The 20368-nt window shown below is 61.8% G+C and carries 20 protein-coding genes; 8 read left to right on the top strand and 12 right to left on the bottom strand.

What is annotated here, in order from left to right:
- Window positions 1-9: 9 nt before the first annotated feature.
- Complete coding sequence (locus JFU04_RS24770) at window positions 10-600, bottom strand: NAD(P)H-dependent oxidoreductase (protein WP_065908447.1); 591 nt, start codon at window positions 598-600, stop codon at window positions 10-12.
- A 122-nt stretch (window positions 601-722) separates the two neighbouring features.
- Window positions 723-1487, bottom strand: coding sequence for a sulfite exporter TauE/SafE family protein (locus JFU04_RS24775; protein WP_201145867.1), 765 nt, complete (start codon window positions 1485-1487; stop codon window positions 723-725).
- A gap of 120 nt (window positions 1488-1607) precedes the next feature.
- Between JFU04_RS24775 and JFU04_RS24780 the strand changes: the two genes are divergently transcribed.
- The gene (locus JFU04_RS24780; RefSeq protein ID WP_201145868.1) at window positions 1608-2498 is read left to right on the top strand and encodes a LysR substrate-binding domain-containing protein; all 891 of its coding nucleotides are present in this window, start codon (window positions 1608-1610) and stop codon (window positions 2496-2498) included.
- Here JFU04_RS24780 and JFU04_RS24785 read toward each other — a convergent pair.
- Window positions 2444-3850, bottom strand: a complete 1407-nt coding sequence (locus tag JFU04_RS24785) for an amino acid permease (RefSeq protein WP_201145869.1) — start codon at window positions 3848-3850, stop codon at window positions 2444-2446. The genes JFU04_RS24780 and JFU04_RS24785 overlap by 55 nt on opposite strands.
- A gap of 137 nt (window positions 3851-3987) precedes the next feature.
- The gene (gene kynU, locus JFU04_RS24790; RefSeq protein WP_201145870.1) at window positions 3988-5238 is read right to left on the bottom strand and encodes a kynureninase; all 1251 of its coding nucleotides are present in this window, start codon (window positions 5236-5238) and stop codon (window positions 3988-3990) included.
- Window positions 5239-5381: 143 nt separating this feature from the next.
- On the opposite strand from kynU, the gene JFU04_RS24795 reads away from it, so the two are divergent.
- Window positions 5382-5855 carry an Lrp/AsnC family transcriptional regulator gene (locus JFU04_RS24795; RefSeq protein ID WP_003176072.1) on the top strand — a complete coding sequence of 158 codons (474 nt, stop codon included), beginning with the start codon at window positions 5382-5384 and terminating at the stop codon, window positions 5853-5855.
- Between the two features lie 105 nt (window positions 5856-5960).
- On the opposite strand, the gene catA is transcribed toward JFU04_RS24795, so the two are convergent.
- From catA to JFU04_RS24810, 3 genes are read right to left on the bottom strand one after another with little or no spacing between them, the layout of a single operon-like run.
- Entirely contained in the window at window positions 5961-6890 is a 930-nt protein-coding gene (gene catA, locus JFU04_RS24800; protein WP_065908436.1) for a catechol 1,2-dioxygenase, read from the bottom strand.
- 41 nt (window positions 6891-6931) lie between these two features.
- Window positions 6932-7222: a muconolactone Delta-isomerase gene (catC, locus tag JFU04_RS24805; RefSeq protein ID WP_201145871.1), complete on the bottom strand. Its 291-nt coding sequence runs from the start codon at window positions 7220-7222 to the stop codon at window positions 6932-6934.
- 12 nt (window positions 7223-7234) lie between these two features.
- Complete coding sequence (locus JFU04_RS24810; RefSeq protein WP_065908429.1) at window positions 7235-8362, bottom strand: muconate cycloisomerase family protein; 1128 nt, start codon at window positions 8360-8362, stop codon at window positions 7235-7237.
- A gap of 114 nt (window positions 8363-8476) precedes the next feature.
- Here JFU04_RS24810 and JFU04_RS24815 point away from each other — a divergent pair, with 114 nt between their 5' ends.
- Complete coding sequence (locus JFU04_RS24815) at window positions 8477-9352, top strand: LysR family transcriptional regulator (RefSeq protein WP_065908428.1); 876 nt, start codon at window positions 8477-8479, stop codon at window positions 9350-9352.
- 139 nt (window positions 9353-9491) lie between these two features.
- On the opposite strand, the gene JFU04_RS24820 is transcribed toward JFU04_RS24815, so the two are convergent.
- Window positions 9492-10490: an AraC family transcriptional regulator gene (locus JFU04_RS24820; protein WP_065908474.1), complete on the bottom strand. Its 999-nt coding sequence runs from the start codon at window positions 10488-10490 to the stop codon at window positions 9492-9494.
- A gap of 311 nt (window positions 10491-10801) precedes the next feature.
- On the opposite strand from JFU04_RS24820, the gene antA reads away from it, so the two are divergent.
- The 4 genes from antA to JFU04_RS24840 all read left to right on the top strand — a co-directional run bounded on the left by antA (window position 10802) and on the right by JFU04_RS24840 (window position 15394).
- Window positions 10802-12193: an anthranilate 1,2-dioxygenase large subunit gene (antA, locus tag JFU04_RS24825; RefSeq protein WP_201145872.1), complete on the top strand. Its 1392-nt coding sequence runs from the start codon at window positions 10802-10804 to the stop codon at window positions 12191-12193.
- On the top strand, window positions 12193-12684 hold the full coding sequence (gene antB / locus JFU04_RS24830; RefSeq protein WP_065908425.1) for an anthranilate 1,2-dioxygenase small subunit: 492 nt from the start codon (window positions 12193-12195) through the stop codon (window positions 12682-12684). Before antA ends, antB begins: the two co-directional genes overlap by 1 nt.
- A gap of 230 nt (window positions 12685-12914) precedes the next feature.
- Complete coding sequence (gene antC, locus JFU04_RS24835; RefSeq protein ID WP_201145873.1) at window positions 12915-13919, top strand: anthranilate 1,2-dioxygenase electron transfer component AntC; 1005 nt, start codon at window positions 12915-12917, stop codon at window positions 13917-13919.
- Window positions 13920-13990: 71 nt separating this feature from the next.
- Window positions 13991-15394, top strand: a complete 1404-nt coding sequence (locus tag JFU04_RS24840; RefSeq protein WP_201145874.1) for an amino acid permease — start codon at window positions 13991-13993, stop codon at window positions 15392-15394.
- A 141-nt stretch (window positions 15395-15535) separates the two neighbouring features.
- Here the strand turns inward: JFU04_RS24840 and kynA are convergent, their stop codons facing one another.
- Together kynA and kynB are read right to left on the bottom strand one after the other, a co-directional pair.
- Window positions 15536-16393 carry a tryptophan 2,3-dioxygenase gene (gene kynA, locus JFU04_RS24845; RefSeq protein WP_065908419.1) on the bottom strand — a complete coding sequence of 286 codons (858 nt, stop codon included), beginning with the start codon at window positions 16391-16393 and terminating at the stop codon, window positions 15536-15538.
- Window positions 16390-17040, bottom strand: coding sequence for an arylformamidase (gene kynB / locus JFU04_RS24850; protein ID WP_120449909.1), 651 nt, complete (start codon window positions 17038-17040; stop codon window positions 16390-16392). The genes kynA and kynB overlap by 4 nt, the downstream gene beginning before the upstream one ends.
- Window positions 17041-17358: 318 nt before the next feature.
- Here kynB and JFU04_RS24855 point away from each other — a divergent pair, with 318 nt between their 5' ends.
- Entirely contained in the window at window positions 17359-17703 is a 345-nt protein-coding gene (locus JFU04_RS24855; RefSeq protein WP_010566207.1) for a cupin domain-containing protein, read from the top strand.
- A gap of 183 nt (window positions 17704-17886) precedes the next feature.
- On the opposite strand, the gene mmsB is transcribed toward JFU04_RS24855, so the two are convergent.
- Both mmsB and JFU04_RS24865 read right to left on the bottom strand, forming a co-directional pair.
- A complete protein-coding gene (gene mmsB, locus JFU04_RS24860; RefSeq protein ID WP_065908412.1) occupies window positions 17887-18774 on the bottom strand; it encodes a 3-hydroxyisobutyrate dehydrogenase in 888 nt (295 codons plus the stop codon).
- Between the two features lie 15 nt (window positions 18775-18789).
- Window positions 18790-20307 (bottom strand): CoA-acylating methylmalonate-semialdehyde dehydrogenase, encoded by a 1518-nt coding sequence (locus tag JFU04_RS24865; protein WP_065908408.1) that lies wholly within the window; start codon window positions 20305-20307, stop codon window positions 18790-18792.
- Window positions 20308-20368 lie beyond the last annotated feature (61 nt).

Below are 20368 nucleotides of genomic sequence, written 5' to 3' on the forward strand. Positions count from 1 at the left end.
CCTGCCAGCTTACACCGAGAGGTTGAACACCTGCGCCAGGTGCTGCTCGTAGCGCGCCACGTCGGCCTCAATGGCCGGGCGTTTCATCACGTCCACGCACAGGAAGGTCGGCAGGCCGGTCATGCCGAGGAACTCGTTGGCCTTGTGGAACGCAAAGTACACCGCGTCGACACCCTTGGCCTCAAAGAAATCGCTCGGGTCGTCGAAGGCTTGCTGCGGCGCGTTCCAGGTCAGCGAGAGCATGTACTGCTTGCCCTGGATCAGGCCGCCGCTGCCGTATTTCTGCGACGAATCGGAACGGGTGCGGCCGTCGCTGGCGTACAGGCTGCCGTGGCCTTCGGTGAAGACCTCGTCGATGTACTTTTTGACGATCCACGGTGCGCCCATCCACCAGCCGGGCATCTGGTAGATGATCACGTCAGCCCAGAGGAATTTGGCCACTTCTTCGGCGACATCGTAGCCTTCGTCAATGTGGGTGACTTTGACGTCGATACCGCCACGGTCCAGCACGGCCACGGCGGCGTCGTGCAGGGTGGCGTTGTAGCGACCATCGGAGTGGGCGAACTTTTTACCGCCGTTGAGCAGGAGGACTTTTTTCATCGTAGGGATCCAAGGGGTTAGAAATGTCTGGCGGCAGACTAGCGACTCGCAACCCTGGGAATAAGCGGTGATGCAGCAAAATGCATTTGACCCATACGCACGAATAACTACGCACTCGTGAATTATCCGCCAATCAGTAGGTGACCCCCCAACAGCGCCATGCCGATGAAAAATACGCGTTTGAACACCACCGCGCTGATGCGCTGGCGCAGCGTCTGGCCCAGCCACATCCCCAGCAGCGCCGGGACCAACGCCAACATCGAGGCGTTGATTTCGCCACCGCCGAGGTTGCCGCGCCAGGCCAAACCGGCGGCCAGCGCCAGCGTCGAAACCGTGAACGACAGGCCCAGCGCCTGCACCAACTCATCGCGGTTCAAGCCCAATGCCTGCAGGTACGGCACAGCCGGAATCACAAACACACCGGTGGCCGAGGTGATCACCCCCGTGATCAGCCCACACAGCGGGCCGAGCCAGCGTTCGGTCTCGGGCTTTACCTTGAGCGTGGGCAAAAACAGCCCGCTCAATGCGTACACCAGCAAGGCTCCGCCGAGCGCACGCACCACCCAATGGCCGCCGTCCATGCCCAGCCACACGCTGCCGAGCCCGGTGCCGAGAAAAATCAGCAACAGCAGCGGCCACAGGCGCTTGAACAAGGCGCTCAGGTGCCCGCCGAAGGCCAGTTGCCAGAGATTGGTGACTGTCGAGGGAATGATCAGCAACGCCGCAGCCTGCGCCGGCAGCATAGCCAGGCCGAGCATGCCCATGGCGACGGTGGGCAGTCCGAGGCCGATCACCCCCTTGACGGTGCCGGCCAGCAGGAAGGTGCCAATCACCAGCAGCGTCAGGGCTGGGCCGAGGTTTTGGTAAAAGGTCAGGAAGGTATTCATGGGGCGATTGTGAGGGGTTTCGATCCGGCGGGAAATTCGCCATATACTGAGGCAGCCTCTTGTTTTGCGGGAGGCTGATGACGCCATCGCTGGCAAGCCAATCACCCGGGAACAGCCGCCATGCACTTTGATTTGATCGACCTGCGCCTCTACCTGCACATACTCGACACCGGCAACATCACCGCCGGCGCCACGCGCAGTCATCTGTCCCTGGCGGCGGCCAGCGCGCGCATCCGGGCGATGGAGGCCTCGCTGGGCATCGCCTTTCTCGAGCGCGGCCGCCGTGGCGTCACCCCAACGCCGGCCGGCAAAGCCCTGGCCCGCCACGCGCGCCTGCTGTTGCAACAGGCCGACCACCTGCAACAGGACCTCGCGGAATACGCCAATGGCGTCAAAGGCCAGGTGCGCCTGTTGTGCAACACCACCGCGCTCAGCGAATACCTGCCGGAACTGCTGGCGGATTTCCTGCGCGAACACGCCAACCTGGATATCGACCTGCAGGAGCTGCCGAGCCTGCGCATCACCCAGGCCTTGCGCCAAGGCACGGCCGACCTGGGAATCATCTCTGATGCGGTCGACACCCACGGTTTGCAGACGCTGGCGTTTCGCGACGACCCGCTGGTGCTGATCATGCCCCTTGATCATCCGTTGACCACGGCGAGTTTCATCGACAGCCTGCAATACGACTACGTAGGCCTGGCCGCCAACAGCGCACTCGCGGTGTACCTGGAGGAGCAGGCGCTGCACGCGGGCTTTCGCTTGCAGACGCGCATTCGCGCCGATGGCTTTGATGGGCTGATTCGCATGGTCGCCGGCGGCGCCGGGCTGGGCATCGTGCCCCAGGCTGCGCTGGAACGCTGGCCGCTGGAGCACCGCTTCAAGGCCCTGCCGCTCAAGGAGGACTGGGCCTGTCGCCGATTGCTGTTATGCGCGCGCTCGTTCGAACAACTGCCGGGTTACGCCAGGGCCTTGTTCGATGCCTTGGCCCTGCCCTTGCGGAAAAACCCGTAATACACCGCCGACAGGATCAGCAGGAACGGCACGCCAAACACCAGGGTCATCTTGAATGCGTCAGTGAAGTACGTGGTGATCATCACCGCGCCCATCAGCACCAGGCCGAGCAAGGTGCTGTAGGGAAACAGGCGCAGTTCGAACGACAGCTTCGCGCCGCCATGGCGCTGGCGATAGCGCCGGAAGAACAGGTGCGTGAGGAAGATCATGAACCAGGTGAAGATCGCGCCAAACATCGAGATCGCCATCATCAGGGTGAACGAGCTTTCCGGGTACACCACGTTAAGCAAGGTTGCCAGCGCGATGCCCGAGCTGGACAGCAACAGCGCATTCAACGGGATGCCGCTCTTGCTCAGGGCGCCCATGGACTTGGGCGCAAAACCTGCGCGAGACAGGCTGAACATCATCCGCGTGGTGATGTAGAGCTGGCTGTTCATCGCCGACAGCGCCGCGATCAGGATCACGAAATTCATCACCCCGGTCGCCCCGGGAATGCCGATGGTCTGCATCACCGTGACGAACGGGCTCTGGGTCTGGCCCGCCTGGTTCCACGGCACGATGGCGAGCATCAGCGCCAAGGTCAGCAGGTAGAACACCACCAGCCGCACGATGGTCGCGCGAAAGGCCTTTTTCACCGCTTGTTCCGGGTCAGCCGCTTCACCGGCGGCGACGGCGATCATCTCCACGCTGAGGTAGCTGAAGATCGACACGATCACCGCGATCCACATGCCGCTCAGGCCATGTGGGAAAAAGCCGTCGTGGGCCGTGTAGTTCTGTACGCCATATTCCGGGTTGCCAGAGCCGAACACCACGTAGACGGCGAGGAGGATGAAGGCGACGATGGCGCTGATCTTGATGGTCGAGAACCAGTATTCGAAGGTGCCGAAGGTCTTCACGCTGATCGCATTGAGCAGGATCAGCACGCTGGAAAACGACACGATCCATACCCACTCCGGTACGTTGGCGAACCAGTACTTCATGTACATCGCCACCGCCGTGACCTCGGCGCCCACCGCCAGCACGATCGCCGCCCAGTAGGCATAACGCACCAGGAATCCGGCCAGTGGGCTGATGTAGAACTCGGCGTAGGCGCCAAACGAGCCGGAGGTGGAATGGGCCACCGTCATCTCGGCCAGGCAGCCCATCAGCAGCAAGGTGATCAGCGCGCCGATGGCATAGCTGATCAGCACACTCGGCCCGGCATAGCCGATGGCATAGGCGCTGCCCATGAACAGCCCGGTACCGATCGCGCCACCGATGGCGATCATGCTCATCTGGCCGGAAGTGAGCTGGCGCCTGAGGCCCAGTTCGCGGTGGGTAATCTCTGCAAAGCCGTTGTCTGGCGTGGTCACGTGGGGTGCCCCTTTATTATTGTGATGGTTGTTGCCGGTGTTGGACCCTGTGGGAGCTGGCTGGCCTGCGATGATGTCGGTGAATTCGCCATCGCCATCGCAGGCAAGCCCGCTCCCACATGTGAAAGGTGTTGCCCTTAAGTAACGCTGTTGCGCACTTTGAATTGCGCCTGGTCCCACGTGGCGTTGTCGAGGATTTCACCGAGAATCTCCACGGCGTCCCACACCTCGGTAAAGCTGGTGTACAGCGGGGTAAAGCCAAAGCGCATGATGCGCGGCTCGCGGTAATCGCCGATCACGCCACGGGCGATCAACGCCTGGATCACCGCGTAGCCTTCAGGGTGTTCGAAGCTCACATGGCTGCCTCGCCGGGCGTGGTCACGCGGGGTGATCAGCACCAGGTCGTGGGCGGCGCAACGGGCTTCGACCAAGTCGATAAACAGGTCGGTCAGGGCCAGCGACTTGGCGCGCAAGCTGGCCATGTCGGTCTGGGCAAAAATTTCCAGGCCGCATTCGACCATGGCCAACGAAGTGATCGGCTGCGTGCCGCACAGGTAGCGTGCAATGCCGCTGCTGGGCGCGTAGGTCGACTCCATGGCGAACTGCCGAGTGTGCCCGAACCAGCCCGACAATGGCTGGCGCACCACATCCACCAACTCCGGATTCACCCACACAAACGCCTGGGAGCCCGGCCCGCCGTTCAGGTATTTGTAGGTGCAGCCAATCGCGTAATCAGCCCCCGCCGCGTGCAGGTCGATGGGCACCGCGCCCGCCGAGTGGGCCAGGTCCCAGATACTCAACGCGCCGCACTCATGGCTCAAGGCGGTGAGTGCCTGCATGTCGTACATGTAGCCGGTCTTGTAGTTGACGTGGGTGAGCATCACCACTGCCACGTCCTGGTCGATGGCTTCGGGCAACTCGTCGGGGCTGTTGACCAGCCGCAGGGAATAGCCTTGTTGCAGCAGTTCGGCAAGGCCTTCGGCGATATACAGGTCGGTGGGAAAGTTGCTCGCTTCGCTGACAATTACCTTGCGCGCCGGCGTGCGCTGGCGCTGCACGCTCAACGCCGCGCTGAGCACTTTGAACAGGTTGATCGAGGTGGTATCGGTGATCACCACTTCGCCGTCGCGCGCACCGATCAGTGGTGCCAGGCGATTGCCCAGGCGCTGCGACAGATCCGCCCAGCCCGCGCTGTTCCAACTGCGAATCAAGCCGTTGCCCCACTCTTCGGCGATCACCGCCTGCGCCCGCGCCAACGCGGTTACCGGGCGTGCACCAAGGGAGTTGCCGTCGAGGTAGATCACGCCCGCCGGCAAGGCGAACTGTTGACGCAGCGGCGCCAGGGGGTCCTGGGCGTCTAGGGCTTGGCAATGGCTTCGAAGGGTCATGGGCTGTCCTGGTTTTTATAAGGAATATGGACCAAATAATGAACGAAGCTTTAGAGAATTTTCGTGCAAAGTGGTAGGTAACAGGCTAATTAAGCTGTAGGAAATTCGAATTTAACCTCCAAATACGCGGATTTATTCTAACCATGATTCTTGACGCCACCGACCTTCGCCTCCTGCATTTCCTGCAACAGGATGGGCGTATCAGCAACCAGGAACTGGCGGAAAAGGTCGCCCTGTCGCCCTCCGCCTGCCTGCGCCGGTTGCGCCTGCTGGAGAGCGAGGGAATCATCAGCGGCTACCGCGCGGTCCTGAATGCCGAGCAGTTGGGGATTGAGCTGGAGGCCATCGTCCACCTGTCATTGCGCCAGGATGTGGAGGATTGGCACGAGACGTTCATCAAGAAGGTGCAAGGCTGGCCGGAGGTCGCCAGTGCCTATGTGATCACCGGCGCCAGCAACTATGTGCTGCGGGTGCAGGCACGCAACCTCAAGCATTTTTCGGACTTCATCGTGAACCACCTGAACCGCACGGCGGGGGTGATGGATATTCGCTCGGAGATCGTGTTGCAGAAGATCAAGGACCGGGATGAAGTGCTGGATCTGGTAGTGCGCAAATAGCACGGACACACCACATCAGCTGTGGGAGCTGGCTTGCCTGCGATGGCGGTGTGTCATTCACCACCGCTATCGCAGGCAAGCCAGCTCCCACATTTTTTACCGCGTTCAGTCTTCGAGGGCGCGCACGCGCTGCATGCGTTTCTGCTCTACCGGTGCGTCAGCCACCTGCAGCTCGAAGTCAAAATCAATCTGCGCAAACCGCCCTTCCACGCCGAATTCCCGGGCCAGTTGCGGATCGTCGCTGAAGCGAATTTCGGCGATCAATTCATCCCGCGTGGCGTAGGCAAAATCGTCATGCAGGTACGGATCATCCGACAGGTTGATCTGCGTGGTCAGGTGCCGATGGCCCGGGGCCGAGATAAAGAAGTGGATGTGCGCCGGCCGCTGCCCGTGACGCCCCAGTTGATCAAGCAACTGTTGGGTCGGCCCGGTCGGCGGGCAGCCGTAGCCGGACGGCACGATGCTGCGAAACCGGTAGTTGCCCTGGGCGTCGGTCTCGATGCGCCGACGCAGGTTGAACGCTGATTGCGTCGGGTCAAACCACGAATAGGTGCCGCCGGTATTGGCCTGCCACACATCCACGATCGCCCCCGCCAACGGTTTGCCATCGGTGTCACGCACTTGCCCGCGCATGAACAGCGGCACCGCGGCGTCCGTGCCATCGTCCAGCCGCGCCTCGTACTTGGACAGCGGCGCACCGGCCACATACAGCGGGCCCTCGATGGTGCGCGGAGTGCCGCCGGATTTACCGGCTTGCTCGTCAGCGGCGTCCATCAGCAAGTCCAGGTAGTGCTCCAGGCCGAGCCCGGCGGCGAGCAGTCCCGCCTCCTGGTTCTTGCCCAGCTCATTCAGGTAGTTGACCGCCTTCCAGAACTCTTCCGGGGTCACTTCGAGGTCTTCGATGATGTTTACCGTATCGCGCAGGATCCGGTAGATCAGCGCCTTGGTGCGCGGGCTGCCGCCGTCATTGAGGTTGCCGCTGGCTTCCTCGAGGAACTGTTGGGCGTGGGCAGTCTGGGACAGTCGGATGGACATGGTGCAATCCTCATCTTGTAATTATTGGGTGCAGAACAGGCTCAGCGGTCGTCCTCATGGATCGACGAAGGGTGCCGGCACAGGGCATTCACTTCGATGGCCATGTAGGGGTAGAGCGGTAGTTGCATCAGCAGGTCGTGCAGCTCTTGCACGCTGTCGACATCAAACACGCTGTAGTTGGCGTAGTGCCCGGCGATGCGCCACAGGTGGCGCCATTTGCCCTGTTGTTGCAGGCGCTGCGCCAGGGCTTTTTCGTCGGCCTTGAGGCTGGCGGCCCGCTCGGGATTCATGTCGACGGGCAGGTTCACGGTCATTTTTACGTGGAACAGCATGGCAGGCGCCTCTTAGTGTTTGTCACGACGGAAGAACGCCAGGCGTTCTTCATCGATGGCCAGGCCCAGGCCCGGAGCGGTGGAGACATGCAACTGGAAATCGCGGTACACCGGCGGCTCGACCAGGATGTCTTCGGTGAGCAACAAGGGGCCGAACAGTTCGGTGTCCCACGCCAGCGTGTTCAAGGTCAGGAAGGCATGCGCCGAGGCCAGGGTGCCAATGCCGCCTTCGAGCATGGTGCCGCCGTAGAGGCCGATCCCCGCGGCCTCGGCAATCGCCGCCGTGCGCAACACCGCGCGGGGGCCGCCGTTCTTGGCGATCTTCAGCGCGAACACCGACGCCGCGCCTTCGCGGGCCAGGTTGAAGGCATCCTCCACGCACTCGATGGATTCATCCGCCATGATCGGCGTCGGGCTGGACAGGTTGAGCCGGGCCATGCCGCTACGGTTGTTGCGCGAGATCGGCTGTTCGATCAGGTCGATACCGTGGTCGCCGAGCACCTTGCACGCGCGCAGAGCCACGGCTTCGTCCCACGCCTGGTTGACGTCGACGCGCACACTGGCGCGCTCGCCCAACGCTTTCTTGATCGCGATGACATGGGCCAGGTCGCGCCCGACTTCACCGGCACCGATCTTCAACTTGAAGATGCGGTGGCGACGCAGGTCGAGCATCTTTTCGGCCTCGGCAATGTCCTGTTCGGTGTTGCCGCTGGCCAGGGTCCAGGCTACCGGCAAGGCATCACGCACGCGGCCCCCGAGCAGCTCGCTCACCGGCAGGTCCAGGCGCTTGCCCAGGGCGTCGAGCAAGGCGCTTTCGATACCTGACTTGGCAAAGGTGTTGCCGCGAATACTGCGCTCCAGGCGCAGCATCGCCGCGTTGATATTGCTCGCGTCCTGGCCGATCAGCAGCGGTGCGAAATGGCGGTCGATGTTGACCTTGATGCTGTCGGGGCTCTCGTTGCCGTAGCTCAGGCCGCCAATGGTGGTGGCTTCACCGATGCCCTCGATGCCGTCGGCGCAGCGCACGCGGATGATCACCAGGGTCTGGTTTTGCATGGTGTGCATCGCCAGCTTGTGCGGGCGGATGGTAGGAAGGTCGACGATGACGGTGTCGATCGACTCGATGGCGCAAATCGGCATGGCAATACCCGTTGGGTTCTTTATTGGTTTTGGCCGATTCTGTACCCTATTTTTCGAGGCTTCCAATATAGAATGGGTCTCGCACAATACCCTCAAGGTATGAAAGGAGCCGTCATGGAACTGCGTCACCTGCGCTATTTCCAGGTGTTGGGGGAAACCCTCAACTTCACCCGCGCCGCCGAACGCCTGCACATCGCCCAGCCGCCGTTGAGCCGGCAGATCCAGCAACTGGAGGATGAGTTGGGCGTGGTCCTGCTTGAACGCGGCCGGCCCCTGCGGCTGACCGAAGCCGGGCGGTTTTTCTATGAGCACGCCAATGTGTTGCTCGAACAATTGGGCAAGGTCTGCGACAACACCCGGCGCATTGGCCAGGGTGAGAAGACCTGGCTGGGCATCGGCTTTGCCCCGTCGACGCTGTATGGCGTGCTGCCCGAACTGATCCGGCGCCTGCGCAACCATGACGCGCTGGAGCTGGAGTTGGGCTTGTCGGAGATGACCACCCTGCAGCAGGTCGAAGCGCTCAAGGCCGGGCGCATTGATGTGGGTTTCGGGCGTATCCGCATCGACGACCCGGCCATCGTCCAGCGCGTGCTGGTGGAGGACCGCCTGGTGGCCGTACTGCCCGCCGGCCATCCTCTGCTCGAGGCGCCCGCCACCCTTGCCCAACTGGCCGCCGAGCCAATCGTGCTGTACCCCGGCAACCCGCGCCCCAGCTATGCCGACCATGTGATTGCGTTGTTCGATGCGCACGGCTTGAGCCTCAAGGTGGCGCAGTGGACCAACGAATTGCAGACCGCCATCGGCCTGGTCGGCGCGGGCATGGGCGTGACGCTGGTACCGGCCTCGGTGCAGGTGCTGCACCGCGCGGACATCGGCTACACGCCGATTGTGGAAGCCACCGCGACGTCGCCGATCATCCTCAGCCGGCGGGTGAATGATCAGTCGCCGGGGCTGAGTCATTGCCTGCAACTGGTGGAAGAGTTGATCTAAAAGAACACCACACATCCAATGTGGGAGCGGGCTTGCTCGCGAATGCGCAGTGTCAGTCACCGAATGAGTTGGCTGATGCACCGCATTCGCGAGCAAGCCCGCTCCCACAGTTGATCTCCGTTGTTTTTGAGTAAGGTATTCATCCACGCATGCGCCGGGCGTCGTTGCGTTGCAACGTCTGGCTGGGGGATTCGTCGAACAGCTTGCGGTACTCGGCCGAGAATCGGCCCAGGTGGGTAAACCCCCAGCCCAGGGCGATTTCGGAGATGGTGTGGGTTGAGCCGTGTTCGAGGATTTGCTGGCGCACGGCGCCCAGGCGGTATTTCTTCAGGTAGGCCATGGGCGACAGGGCGAAGTATTTGCGAAAGGCGTCGAACAGCTTGAAACGCGACACCCCGGCCGCCGCTTCCAGATCCTCCAGGTGCACCGCTTCGCGGGCGTTGTCGTGGATGTACTGACGGGCGCGGATCAAATAGTGCGGCAGCTTCACGCCCAGCATGTCCCGCAGCTCTTCGGAGTAGTTGTTCGGCTGGGCCAGGATCAAGCCCTTGATCAGCGAACTTTCCAGGTCCCGGGTAAACGCCGCCTGGTCATACAGCTCACTGCTGCGCTCCAGCTCGGCGATGAAATATCGCGCCATGCGCCACCACGACGCAGAAGCGCCGTCGACTGCATCCATCACCGCTTCGAAGCGCAGCGGCGCCTCAATCGGCCGTTGCAGCAAGCCTTCCAGCGACTCGCTCATGGCCGCGCGGGTGATCACCACCTGCAGCTTGCGGCAGTCGCCCGAGATTTCCAGCACCTGATGTTCGTTGGGCGAGATGATCACGCCCTGGTCACGGTTGGACATGAGCCGTTTGCCGTTCTTGCTCAGCTCCTGCTCGCCCACCAGCGGCAGGGTCAGGCTGTAGCTGCTGAAGTGCTCGGCGTCCTCGATATCGATGGTGACATCGGTGCCGTATTCGATAATCCCCAGCGTCGTGGCGCGGGACTTGAACACATTGGCACTGTGGTGAAAGCGGATGCGCTCCGGCGTCGCGGTTTGCAGCCGGTGCGGCCCGCAGATGCCGGACATCCAGCTGCAGGCGCCTTCAAGGTCGAAACGCTCGATACGTATATCGCGTGTATTGCTACTCATCACGGGGCACCCACGGCAATTGTGGCCGGCGCGCTCTGACGGCGCGTCCTGGTTGATCGACAGCAAGTTTTACGCCACGCCAGCCGTATTGCCACTGGGTGGATAGCAAGCGTCGACTAAGTGGATAAGCCGCCGGCTTTTTCGACCCTCACCTTGCAAGACAGTAGCGCATCACGTCACCGCCCTGCACCGCCGTGGGTATTTGCTGCCCAACTTTGCGGCCTGCCTTTGCCCATTAACCGGATAGCCCCGCGCCGCGTCGCAGCCTCTTAATGGCCCACCTGTTTAGCCATTATCAAAAGGTGCCTCCCATGAGTGGTGCAAGAAGCGTCGAGCAATGGAAAAGCTTTATCGAAAGCTGCCTGGATTTTCGCCCGGCCGATGCCGTGTTCCGTATCGCCCGCGACATGTTCACCGAGCCGGAGCTGTTCGACCTGGAGATGGAACTGATCTTCGAGAAGAACTGGATCTACGCCTGCCACGAAAGCGAACTGGCGAATAACCACGACTTTGTGACGATGCGCGCCGGGCGCCAGCCGATGATCATCACCCGCGACGGCGAAGGCCAACTGAACGCGCTGATCAACGCCTGCCAGCATCGCGGTACCACCCTTACCCGGGTTGGCAAGGGCAACCAGTCCACCTTCACCTGCCCGTTCCACGCCTGGTGCTACAAGAGTGACGGCCGGCTGGTGAAGGTCAAGGCACCGGGGGAATACCCGGAAGGTTTCGACAAGGCCACGCGCGGTTTGAAAAAGGCACGCATCGACAGCTACAAGGGCTTCGTATTCATCAGCCTGGACGTGCACGGCACGGACAGCCTGGAAGCGTTCCTGGGCGATGCCAAAGTGTTCTTCGACATGATGGTCGCGCAGTCCGCCACCGGTGAGTTGGAAGTGCTGCCGGGCAAGTCCGCCTACACCTATGACGGCAACTGGAAGCTGCAAAACGAAAACGGCCTGGACGGCTACCACGTCAGCACCGTGCACTATAACTACGTGGCCACGGTGCAGCATCGCCAGCAGGTCAATACCGAGAACGGCAGCGGCTCCGCCAGCACCCTGGACTACAGCAAGCTCGGTTCCGGCGACGCGAATACCGATGACGGCTGGTTCGCTTTCAACAACGGGCACAGCGTGCTGTTCAGCGACATGCCCAACCCCAGCGTGCGCTCCGGCTACGCCACGATCATGCCGCGCCTGGTCGAAGAGCACGGCCAGCAAAAAGCCGAGTGGATGATGCACCGCCTGCGCAACCTGAACATCTACCCGAGCCTGTTCTTCCTCGACCAGATCAGCTCACAGCTGCGCATCATCCGCCCGGTGGCGTGGAACAAGACCGAGATCATCAGCCAGTGCCTGGGGGTGAAGGGCGAGTCCGACGCCGACCGCGAGAACCGCATCCGCCAGTTCGAGGATTTCTTCAACGTGTCCGGCATGGGCACACCGGACGACCTCGTGGAGTTCCGCGAAGCCCAGCGTGGCTTCCAGGGCCGCCTGGAGCGCTGGAGCGACATCTCGCGCGGCAGCCACCGCTGGGAGACCGGCCCGACGCCGAACAGCGAGGCTATCGGCATCCAGCCGGCCATGACCGGCACCGAATTCACCCACGAAGGCTTGTACGTCAACCAGCACCGCAACTGGCAGCAGTTCCTGCTCGACGGCCTTGATCGACACGCGTTGAAACTGCGGGAGGTGAAATGATGAGCGCGCCATTGCAGTACCAGATCGAGCAGTTTTTCTACCGTAAATCCGAGCTCTGCGATGCCCAGGACTGGGACGCCTATGTAGAGCTGTTCGACCCCCAGAGTGAATTCCATCTGCCGCAATGGGACTCCGAACACGTCTACACCCGCGACCCCAAGCGCGAGATGTCGCTGATCTACTACGCCAACCGTTCGGGCCTGGAGGACCGCGTCTTCCGCCTGCGTACCGGCAAGGCGGCATCCGCCACGCCGATGCCGCGCACCTTGCACCTGATCAATAACGTGCGCATCAACGAGCAGGCGGACGGCACGCTGGAAGTGCGCCTGAACTGGCACACGCTGTTCTATCGCCTGGCCACCTCGGAGCAGTTCTACGGGCACGCCACCTACCGCCTGAAACCCCATGGCGACAGTTGGCTGATCACCCGCAAGCACGCGTTGCTGCTCAACGACACCATCAACTCGGTGCTGGATTTCTATCACCTCTAAACGCGCTTGTTGTGGCGAGCAGGATTGTTGTGCTGAGCAGGATTGTTGTAGCGAGCGGGCTTGTTGTGGCGAGCGGGCTTGCCCCGCGTTGGGCCGCGCAGCGGCCCCAATACAGTCACCGCATCTCTTCAGTCAAACAACGGTGCCTGGACCAGGGCCCGCTCGCAGGACAAGCCCGCTCGCCACGACAGGCGCACTCGACACACTCATGACTCTGCGGAGACCAACACATGAATCACAAAGTGGCCTTCAGCTTCGCCGATGGCAAGACCCTGTTTTTCCCGGTGGGCGCCCACGAGATCCTGTTGGATGCGGCGCTGCGCAACGGCATCAAGATCCCCCTGGATTGCCGCGAAGGCGTATGCGGCACGTGCCAGGGCCGTTGCGAGTCCGGCGAGTACACCCAGGATTATGTGGACGAGGAAGCCCTCTCCAGCCTCGACCTGCAGCAACGCAAGATGCTCAGTTGCCAGACCCGGGTGCAATCCGACGCGACGTTCTACTTCGACTTTGATTCGAGCCTGTGCAATGCGCCCGGCCCGGTACAGCTGCAAGGCACAGTGAGCGCGGTGCAGTTGGTGTCCGCCAGCACGGCGATCCTGCAGGTTCAGCTGGACGCGTCGCTGGATTTTCTGCCCGGCCAGTACGCGCGCCTGTCCGTTCCCGGCACCGACAGCTGGCGCTCGTATTCCTTCGCCAACCGGCCCGGCAATCAGCTGCAGTTCCTGGTTCGCCTGTTGCCCGACGGCGTGATGAGCAACTACCTGCGTGAGCGCTGCCAGGTAGGCGACCGCCTCTTGATGGAAGCGCCGCTGGGCGCTTTTTACCTGCGTCAGGTGACCAAGCCGCTGGTGCTGGTCGCTGGCGGCACCGGGTTGTCGGCCTTGCTGGGCATGCTCGATGAACTGGTTGCCAGCGGCTGTGACCAACCGGTACACCTGTATTACGGCGTACGCGGTGCCGAGGATCTGTGCGAGGCCGAACGTATCGACCAATACGCCTCCACCCTCGATTTTCGCTACACCGAAGTGCTGAGCAACCCATCGCCGGCGTGGCCCGGCAAGCGCGGTTACCTCACCGAACATTTCGACCTGGCCGAATTGCGGGACAGATCGGCAGATATGTACGTGTGCGGCCCCCCTCCAATGGTCGAATCCATCCAGCAATGGCTGGCAGATCAGGCACTTGATGGCGTTCAGCTGTATTACGAAAAGTTCACGCAGAGTAATATCTGACCCTCAGCACTTCTGAGGGGCTGGTGCGGCGTGCAATCAACCCTGAGAAAAACAAGTAGAAGGGAATGTTAATGGCGGATGACATGGTTAACCCGGTAGGCCTCAAGCGGGGCTTGAAGAACCGGCATATTCAGCTGATCGCCTTGGGAGGGGCGATTGGCACGGGGCTGTTCCTCGGCTCGGCAGGCGTGCTCAAGTCGGCGGGACCGTCGATGATCCTCGGCTATGCGATTGCCGGTTTCATCGCGTTCCTGATCATGCGCCAACTCGGCGAAATGATCGTCGAAGAGCCGGTGGCCGGATCCTTCAGCCACTTCGCGCACAAATACTGGGGCGGTTACGCAGGCTTCCTGGCGGGCTGGAACTACTGGGTGCTCTACGTACTGGTAGGCATGGCCGAACTCACGGCCGTGGGCAAGTACATCCAGTTCTGGTGGCCGGAGATTCCGACCTGGGTCAGTGCGCTGGTGTTCTTTGTCGCGGTGAACCTGATCAACACCCTCAACGTGAAGTTCTTCGGTGAAGCCGAGTTCTGGTTCGCGATCATCAAGGTGGTGGCGATCGTCGGCATGATCGTGCTCGGCTGCTACCTGCTGTTCAGCGGCACCGGCGGCCCGCAGGCCTCGATCACTAACCTGTGGAGCCACGGCGGGTTCTTCCCGAATGGCGGCATGGGGCTGTTGATGTCCATGGCGTTCATCATGTTCTCGTTCGGTGGCCTGGAGTTGGTGGGCATCACCGCCGCCGAGGCCAGCGAGCCGCGCAAGGTGATCCCCAAGGCGATCAACCAGGTGGTGTACCGGATCCTGATTTTCTACGTCGGCGCACTGACTGTGCTGTTGTCGCTGTACCCCTGGGACCAATTGCTGCAAACCCTCGGCGCGTCGGGCGATGCCTACAGCGGCAGCCCGTTTGTGCAGATCTTCTCGCTGATCGGCAACGACACCGCGGCGCACATCCTCAACTTCGTGGTCCTGACCGCGGCGCTGTCGGTGTACAACAGCGGCGTGTACTGCAGCAGCCGCATGCTGTTCGGCCTGGCCGAGCAGGGGGATGCACCCAAGGCGCTGATGAAGCTCAACAAACAAGGCGTGCCGTTGCGTGCCCTGGCCATTTCGGCGTTGGTGACGATGCTGTGCGTGGTGGTCAACTACGTGGCGCCCCAGAGTGCGCTGGAGTTACTGTTTGCGCTGGTGGTTGCCTCGCTGATGATCAACTGGGCGCTGATCAGCATCACCCATATCAAGTTCCGCAAGGCCATGGGCGAGCAAGGCGTGGTGCCGTCGTTCAAGACCTTCTGGTTCCCCTTCAGCAACTACCTGTGCCTGGCGTTCATGCTGATGATCGTCAGCGTGATGCTGGCGATCCCGGGCATTCGTGAGTCGGTGTATGCGATGCCGGTGTGGGTGGGGATTATCTACATCGCGTATCGGATGCGGGTGCGCAGAAGTAACGCGCCAGTCAACGCACAGTGATACCTGTGGGAGCCGGGCTTGCCCGCGATGGCGGTGGGTCAGCCGATGGCTGTGGTGGCTGACACACCGCATCGCAGGCAAGCCAGCTCCCACTGTTGATTGCATTCCAAATGAAAAAGCCCCGGTTATCCGGGGCTTTTTTCATAGCGTGGAACGCACTCGCCACAGCTCGGGGAACAGCACGGTGTCGAGCATCTTGCGCAGATACCCCACGCCTTCAGTACCACCAGTACCGGGCTGGAAGCCGATAATCCGTTCCACCGTCGTCACATGCCTGAAGCGCCACTGGCGGAACGAATCCTCCAGGTCGATGAACTTCTCGGCCAACTGATACAAGTCCCAATACCGGCTCGGATCGCGGTACACCTCACGCCACGCGGCTTCCACCGATTCATCGTGAACCGTGGCCGCCGTCGGGTCGCGTTCGGCGCGTTTGGGGTCAATCGCCAGGCCCGCCTTGGCCATCAGGTTGACTGCCTCGTCATACAGCGACGGCGTGGCAATCGCCACTTTCAACTCGTTCAACAACTCCGGCCGATGCGCGTGAGGACGCAACAGCGCCGCGCTTTTATTGCCGAGGATAAATTCGATCTCGCGGTACTGGAACGACTGGAACCCCGACGACTGCCCCAGGAACGGACGGATCGCCTTGTACTCCGACGGCGTCATCGTCGCCAGCACGGCCCAGGCGTGCACCAGTTGATCAAAGATGCGCGACACTCGCGCCAGCATCTTGAACGCCGGCGGCAACTCGCCAAGGCGCACATGTTCGCGGGCGGCCTTGAGTTCGTGGAGCATCAGTTTCATCCACAGCTCAGACGTCTGGTGCTGGATGATGAACAGCATTTCGTTGTGGTCCGGCGACAGCGGGTGCTGGGCGCTGAGGACTTTGCCCAGGTCCAGGTAGTCGCCATAGCTCATGGACTCGGAAAAATTCAGCTCGGCGTTATGCCATTCTTCCGGCGGTTGGTAATCAGCAGAGAAGGGACATTGGCTCATCGCGTGGGCTCCTTGAGCGGGCGGAGAATGGCGCGGACCGGGCTCGCGTCGAGGTTGGCAAAGCGCAACGGCAGCGCGATCAATTCATAGTCGCCCTCCGGTACGTCATCGAGCACGATGCCTTCAAGAATCGCCATGCCATGACGGGCCACGGCGTTGTGCGAATCCATGGTCTTGGATTGCTGCGGATCGAGGGACGGCGTGTCGATCCCGACCAGCCGCACGCCGAGGCTCGCCAGCAACTCGATGGTCTGCGGGGCGATGGCGGTGAAATTCGAATCCCATTCGGTCAGCGGCGCGTGTGGATAAGTACGCAAGAGCACGCGCTCTGGCAGGTTATCCACACGCCCTTCCAACTGATGCGGCTGCACCAGCGCGCCGCTGTCCAGACAATGCAGGACCCGGCACGGCCCCATGTAGACATCCAGCGACACCTCGCCAATCGGCGCGCCGTCCGCGCTGTAATGCAGCGGCGCATCGACGTGCGCACCGGTGTGCGGCGACAAGGTAATGCGCCCGACATTCACCGGGCATTCCGGACCGAACTGCCAGACGCGCTCTTCCTGGAACGGCGTATCGCCCGGCCAGGTCGGGGTCGCCGTACTCAAGGGGGGGCTGATGTCCCACCACGTTTTTATTGGATTCATTTCAAGGCTCTCGGCGGTTACTGGGGTGAATGATACGAGGGCCAGCTGTGAATTTTCTTGCGAATTCCAGCGCCAGGCGGGATTTCTTTCGTACTTACTGCGAGGAATTGCCTTATTTGTGATTGGATATTTCAAATGTAGGCGCCAGCTTGCCGGCGATGGCGTTCCTACGAGGCCCGTCGCTGGCAAGCCGGCGCCTACAGGGTTTTGTATTGCGCGGGACTTGCGCTTCTGGGCATCCCGATGTCGAGTTCAGACCACTGGCACGACGCCCAAGGCCTTAGGGTGCATCTTTGCATTCACTGCCTCGGAGTCATCATGTCCAAGCCCATCACCGTACTGCGCGACACCCACCCCCTGCCGGTCCTGGATGCCTGCAAATGGGAAAAACTCGAAGGCGACCCGCACACCGTCAACCTCAACGCCTACACCAGCGAAGACGGCAGCAAGATCATGGGCACCTGGATCTGCACACCAGGCAAGTGGTACGTGGAATACGTGAAGTGGGAATACTGCCATTTCCAGGAAGGCTACTGCGTGATCACCCCAGAAGGCCTGGAACCGATCCATTTGCGGGCTGGGGATATCTTTGTGGTGGAACCGGGAATGAAGGGGACGTGGGAAGTGGTCGAGACGGTGCGTAAGTATTTTGTGTTTGCTTAAATCGCTTCCAAAGCGGGCAACTTTGACATTGTTGTGGCGAGCGGGCTTGCCCCGCGTTGGGCTGCGCAGCAGCCCTGATCCAGACGCCGCGATCTTCCAGGAAGATCGCGGCGTTTTCCTTTAGGGCTGCTTCGCAGCCCAACGCGGGCAAGCCCGCTCGCCACAGGAGGTCCCCTTACAAGGTTATTTGGGTTTGCGGTAGCTGTTGATAATCGCCGAGAAGTCCTTGCCGCCTTCCCCGCGCTGGCTCATCGATTGATACAACTGCTGGGCCACGGCGCCCAGGATGACGGGCTGCTTGGCTTGGCGCGCAGCCTCGGTGGCCAGGCCAAGGTCCTTGAGCATCAGGTCAGCGCCAAAGCCACCGGTGTAGCCGCGCGATGACGGCGCGGTTTCAATCACGCCCGGCCATGGGTTGTAGGTGTCGGAACTCCAGCAACGTCCGGTGGAGCTGTTGATGATGCCGGCCAGCACTTGGGTGTCGATCCCCAGCGCATCGCCCAGCGCCATAGCTTCGCTGACGCCGACCATACTGATTCCGAGCAGCAGGTTGTTGCAGATCTTGGCGATTTGCCCGGTGCCGACCTCACCGCAATGCACGATGTTACGCCCCATCTGCGCCAGCACCGGTTGCAGGGTGGCGAACAGTTCAGGGGTGCCGCCGACCATAAAGGTCAGGGTGCCGGCACTGGCGCCGCCGGTGCCACCGGAGACTGGGGCGTCAGCCACGACCACACCTTGCTTGGCCGCCGCAGCCGCTACGTCGCGGATCGTCTGCGGGTCGATGGTGCTGCAATCCACCGCCGGCACGCCTTGGCCGATACCGGCGAGTACGCCGTCTTCATTCAGCCACACGCTACGCACATGCGCGGCCGCCGGCAGCATGGTGATCACAAGCTCGGCGTCTTTCGCCGCATCGCGGGGTGAATCGCTGATAGTGCCGCCCAGCTCGGCCAATTCCTTGAGCACGGCCTGGTTCAGGTCAAACAGGTTCAGCGCGTGGCCGGCCTTGATCAGGTTGCGGGCCATGGGCGCGCCCATGTTGCCCAAGCCGATAAATGCAATCTTCATGGTCGTCTCCCGGAATCAGCGCAGGTTGATGGTGGTATTGACGCCATCGTTGACCGTGTCGTCGTCGAACCAGCGGCTGGTGACGGTTTTGGTCTGGGTGTAGAACTGCACCACTTGCTTGCCGTACGGGCCGAGGTCGCCGAGCTTGGAGCCACGCGAACCGGTGAAGCTGAAAAACGGCACCGGCACCGGGATCGGGATGTTGATGCCGACCTGGCCCACGTCGATTTCGCTCTGGAATTTACGCGCCGCCGCACCACTCTGGGTAAACAGGCCGGTACCGTTGCCGAACGGGTTGGCGTTGACGAGCGCGATGGCCTCGTCGAGGGTCGCGACTTCGAGCACCACCAGCACCGGGCCGAAGATTTCCTGGGTGTAGATCTGCATGTCCGTGGTCACGCCCGAGAACAGGGTCGGGCCGACAAAGTTGCCTTGCTCAAAGCCCGGCACCTTGATGTCGCGGCCGTCCAGCTCGAGCTTGGCGCCTTCTTTCACACCGCTTTCGATCAGCTCGAGGATGCGCGCCTTGGCGCGTTTGGAAATCACCGGGCCGACATCGGTACCGGCCTCGCTGCCGGCATTGACCTTGAGTTTTTGCGCCAGCGCCTTGAGGTCCGGCAGCCATTGTTTGGAGGCACCGACCAACACCACCACAGAGGTGGCCATGCAACGCTGGCCCGCTGCGCCGAAACCGGCACCGACCAGCGCATTGAGGGTGTGTTCGCGGTTGGCATCCGGCAGCACCACGGCGTGGTTCTTGGCGCCCATCATCGACTGCACGCGCTTGCCGTGTTTGCCGGCCAGATCATAAACATGCGTGCCGACGGCGGTCGAACCGACGAAGGACACGGCCTTGATGTCTTTATGGGTGCACAGCGCATCCACCACGTCCTTGCCGCCGTGCACCACGTTGAGCACGCCGGCCGGTACGCCGGCTTCCAGCGCCAGCTCCACCAACAGCACGGTCGACAGCGGGTCCTGCTCGGACGGTTTGAGGACGAAGGTGTTACCGCAGGCGATCGCCATCGGGAACATCCACAGTGGAATCATCGCCGGGAAGTTGAATGGGGTAATGCCGGCACACACGCCGATGGGTTGGCGCAGGGTATAGGTGTCGACGCCACCGGCGACGTTTTCAGCGAATTCGCCCATTTGCAGGGTGCCGATGGAGCACGCGTGCTCCACCACTTCCAGGCCACGGAAAATATCGCCCTCGGCATCGGCAATGGTCTTGCCCTGCTCGGCGCTGAGGACTGCGGCGATGCGCTTGGAATGTTCGCGGATCAAGGCTTGCAGCTTGAGCATGATGCGCATGCGCGCGCCGATCGGGGTCAACTTCCAGGTCTGGAAGGCGCGATGGGCAGCGTCGATGGCGGCATTTACTTCATCGGCAGTGGCAAACGGCACTTTGGCCAGCACTTGCTGGGTGGCCGGGTTGACGATGTCGTGCCACTCGGTGGTCTTGGACTCGACCCATTCACCGTTGATCAGCAGCTTGACCTGTTGCACGGAAATATCGGCAGATGCGTTCATGTGGTCTCCAATCTTGTAGTTATGCAGAGACAAGGCGCGTGAATCGCCTTGGGAATGAGGC

The sequence above is a fragment of the Pseudomonas sp. TH21 genome (genome assembly GCF_016651025.1).
Lineage (GTDB): Bacteria > Pseudomonadota > Gammaproteobacteria > Pseudomonadales > Pseudomonadaceae > Aquipseudomonas > Aquipseudomonas aylmerensis.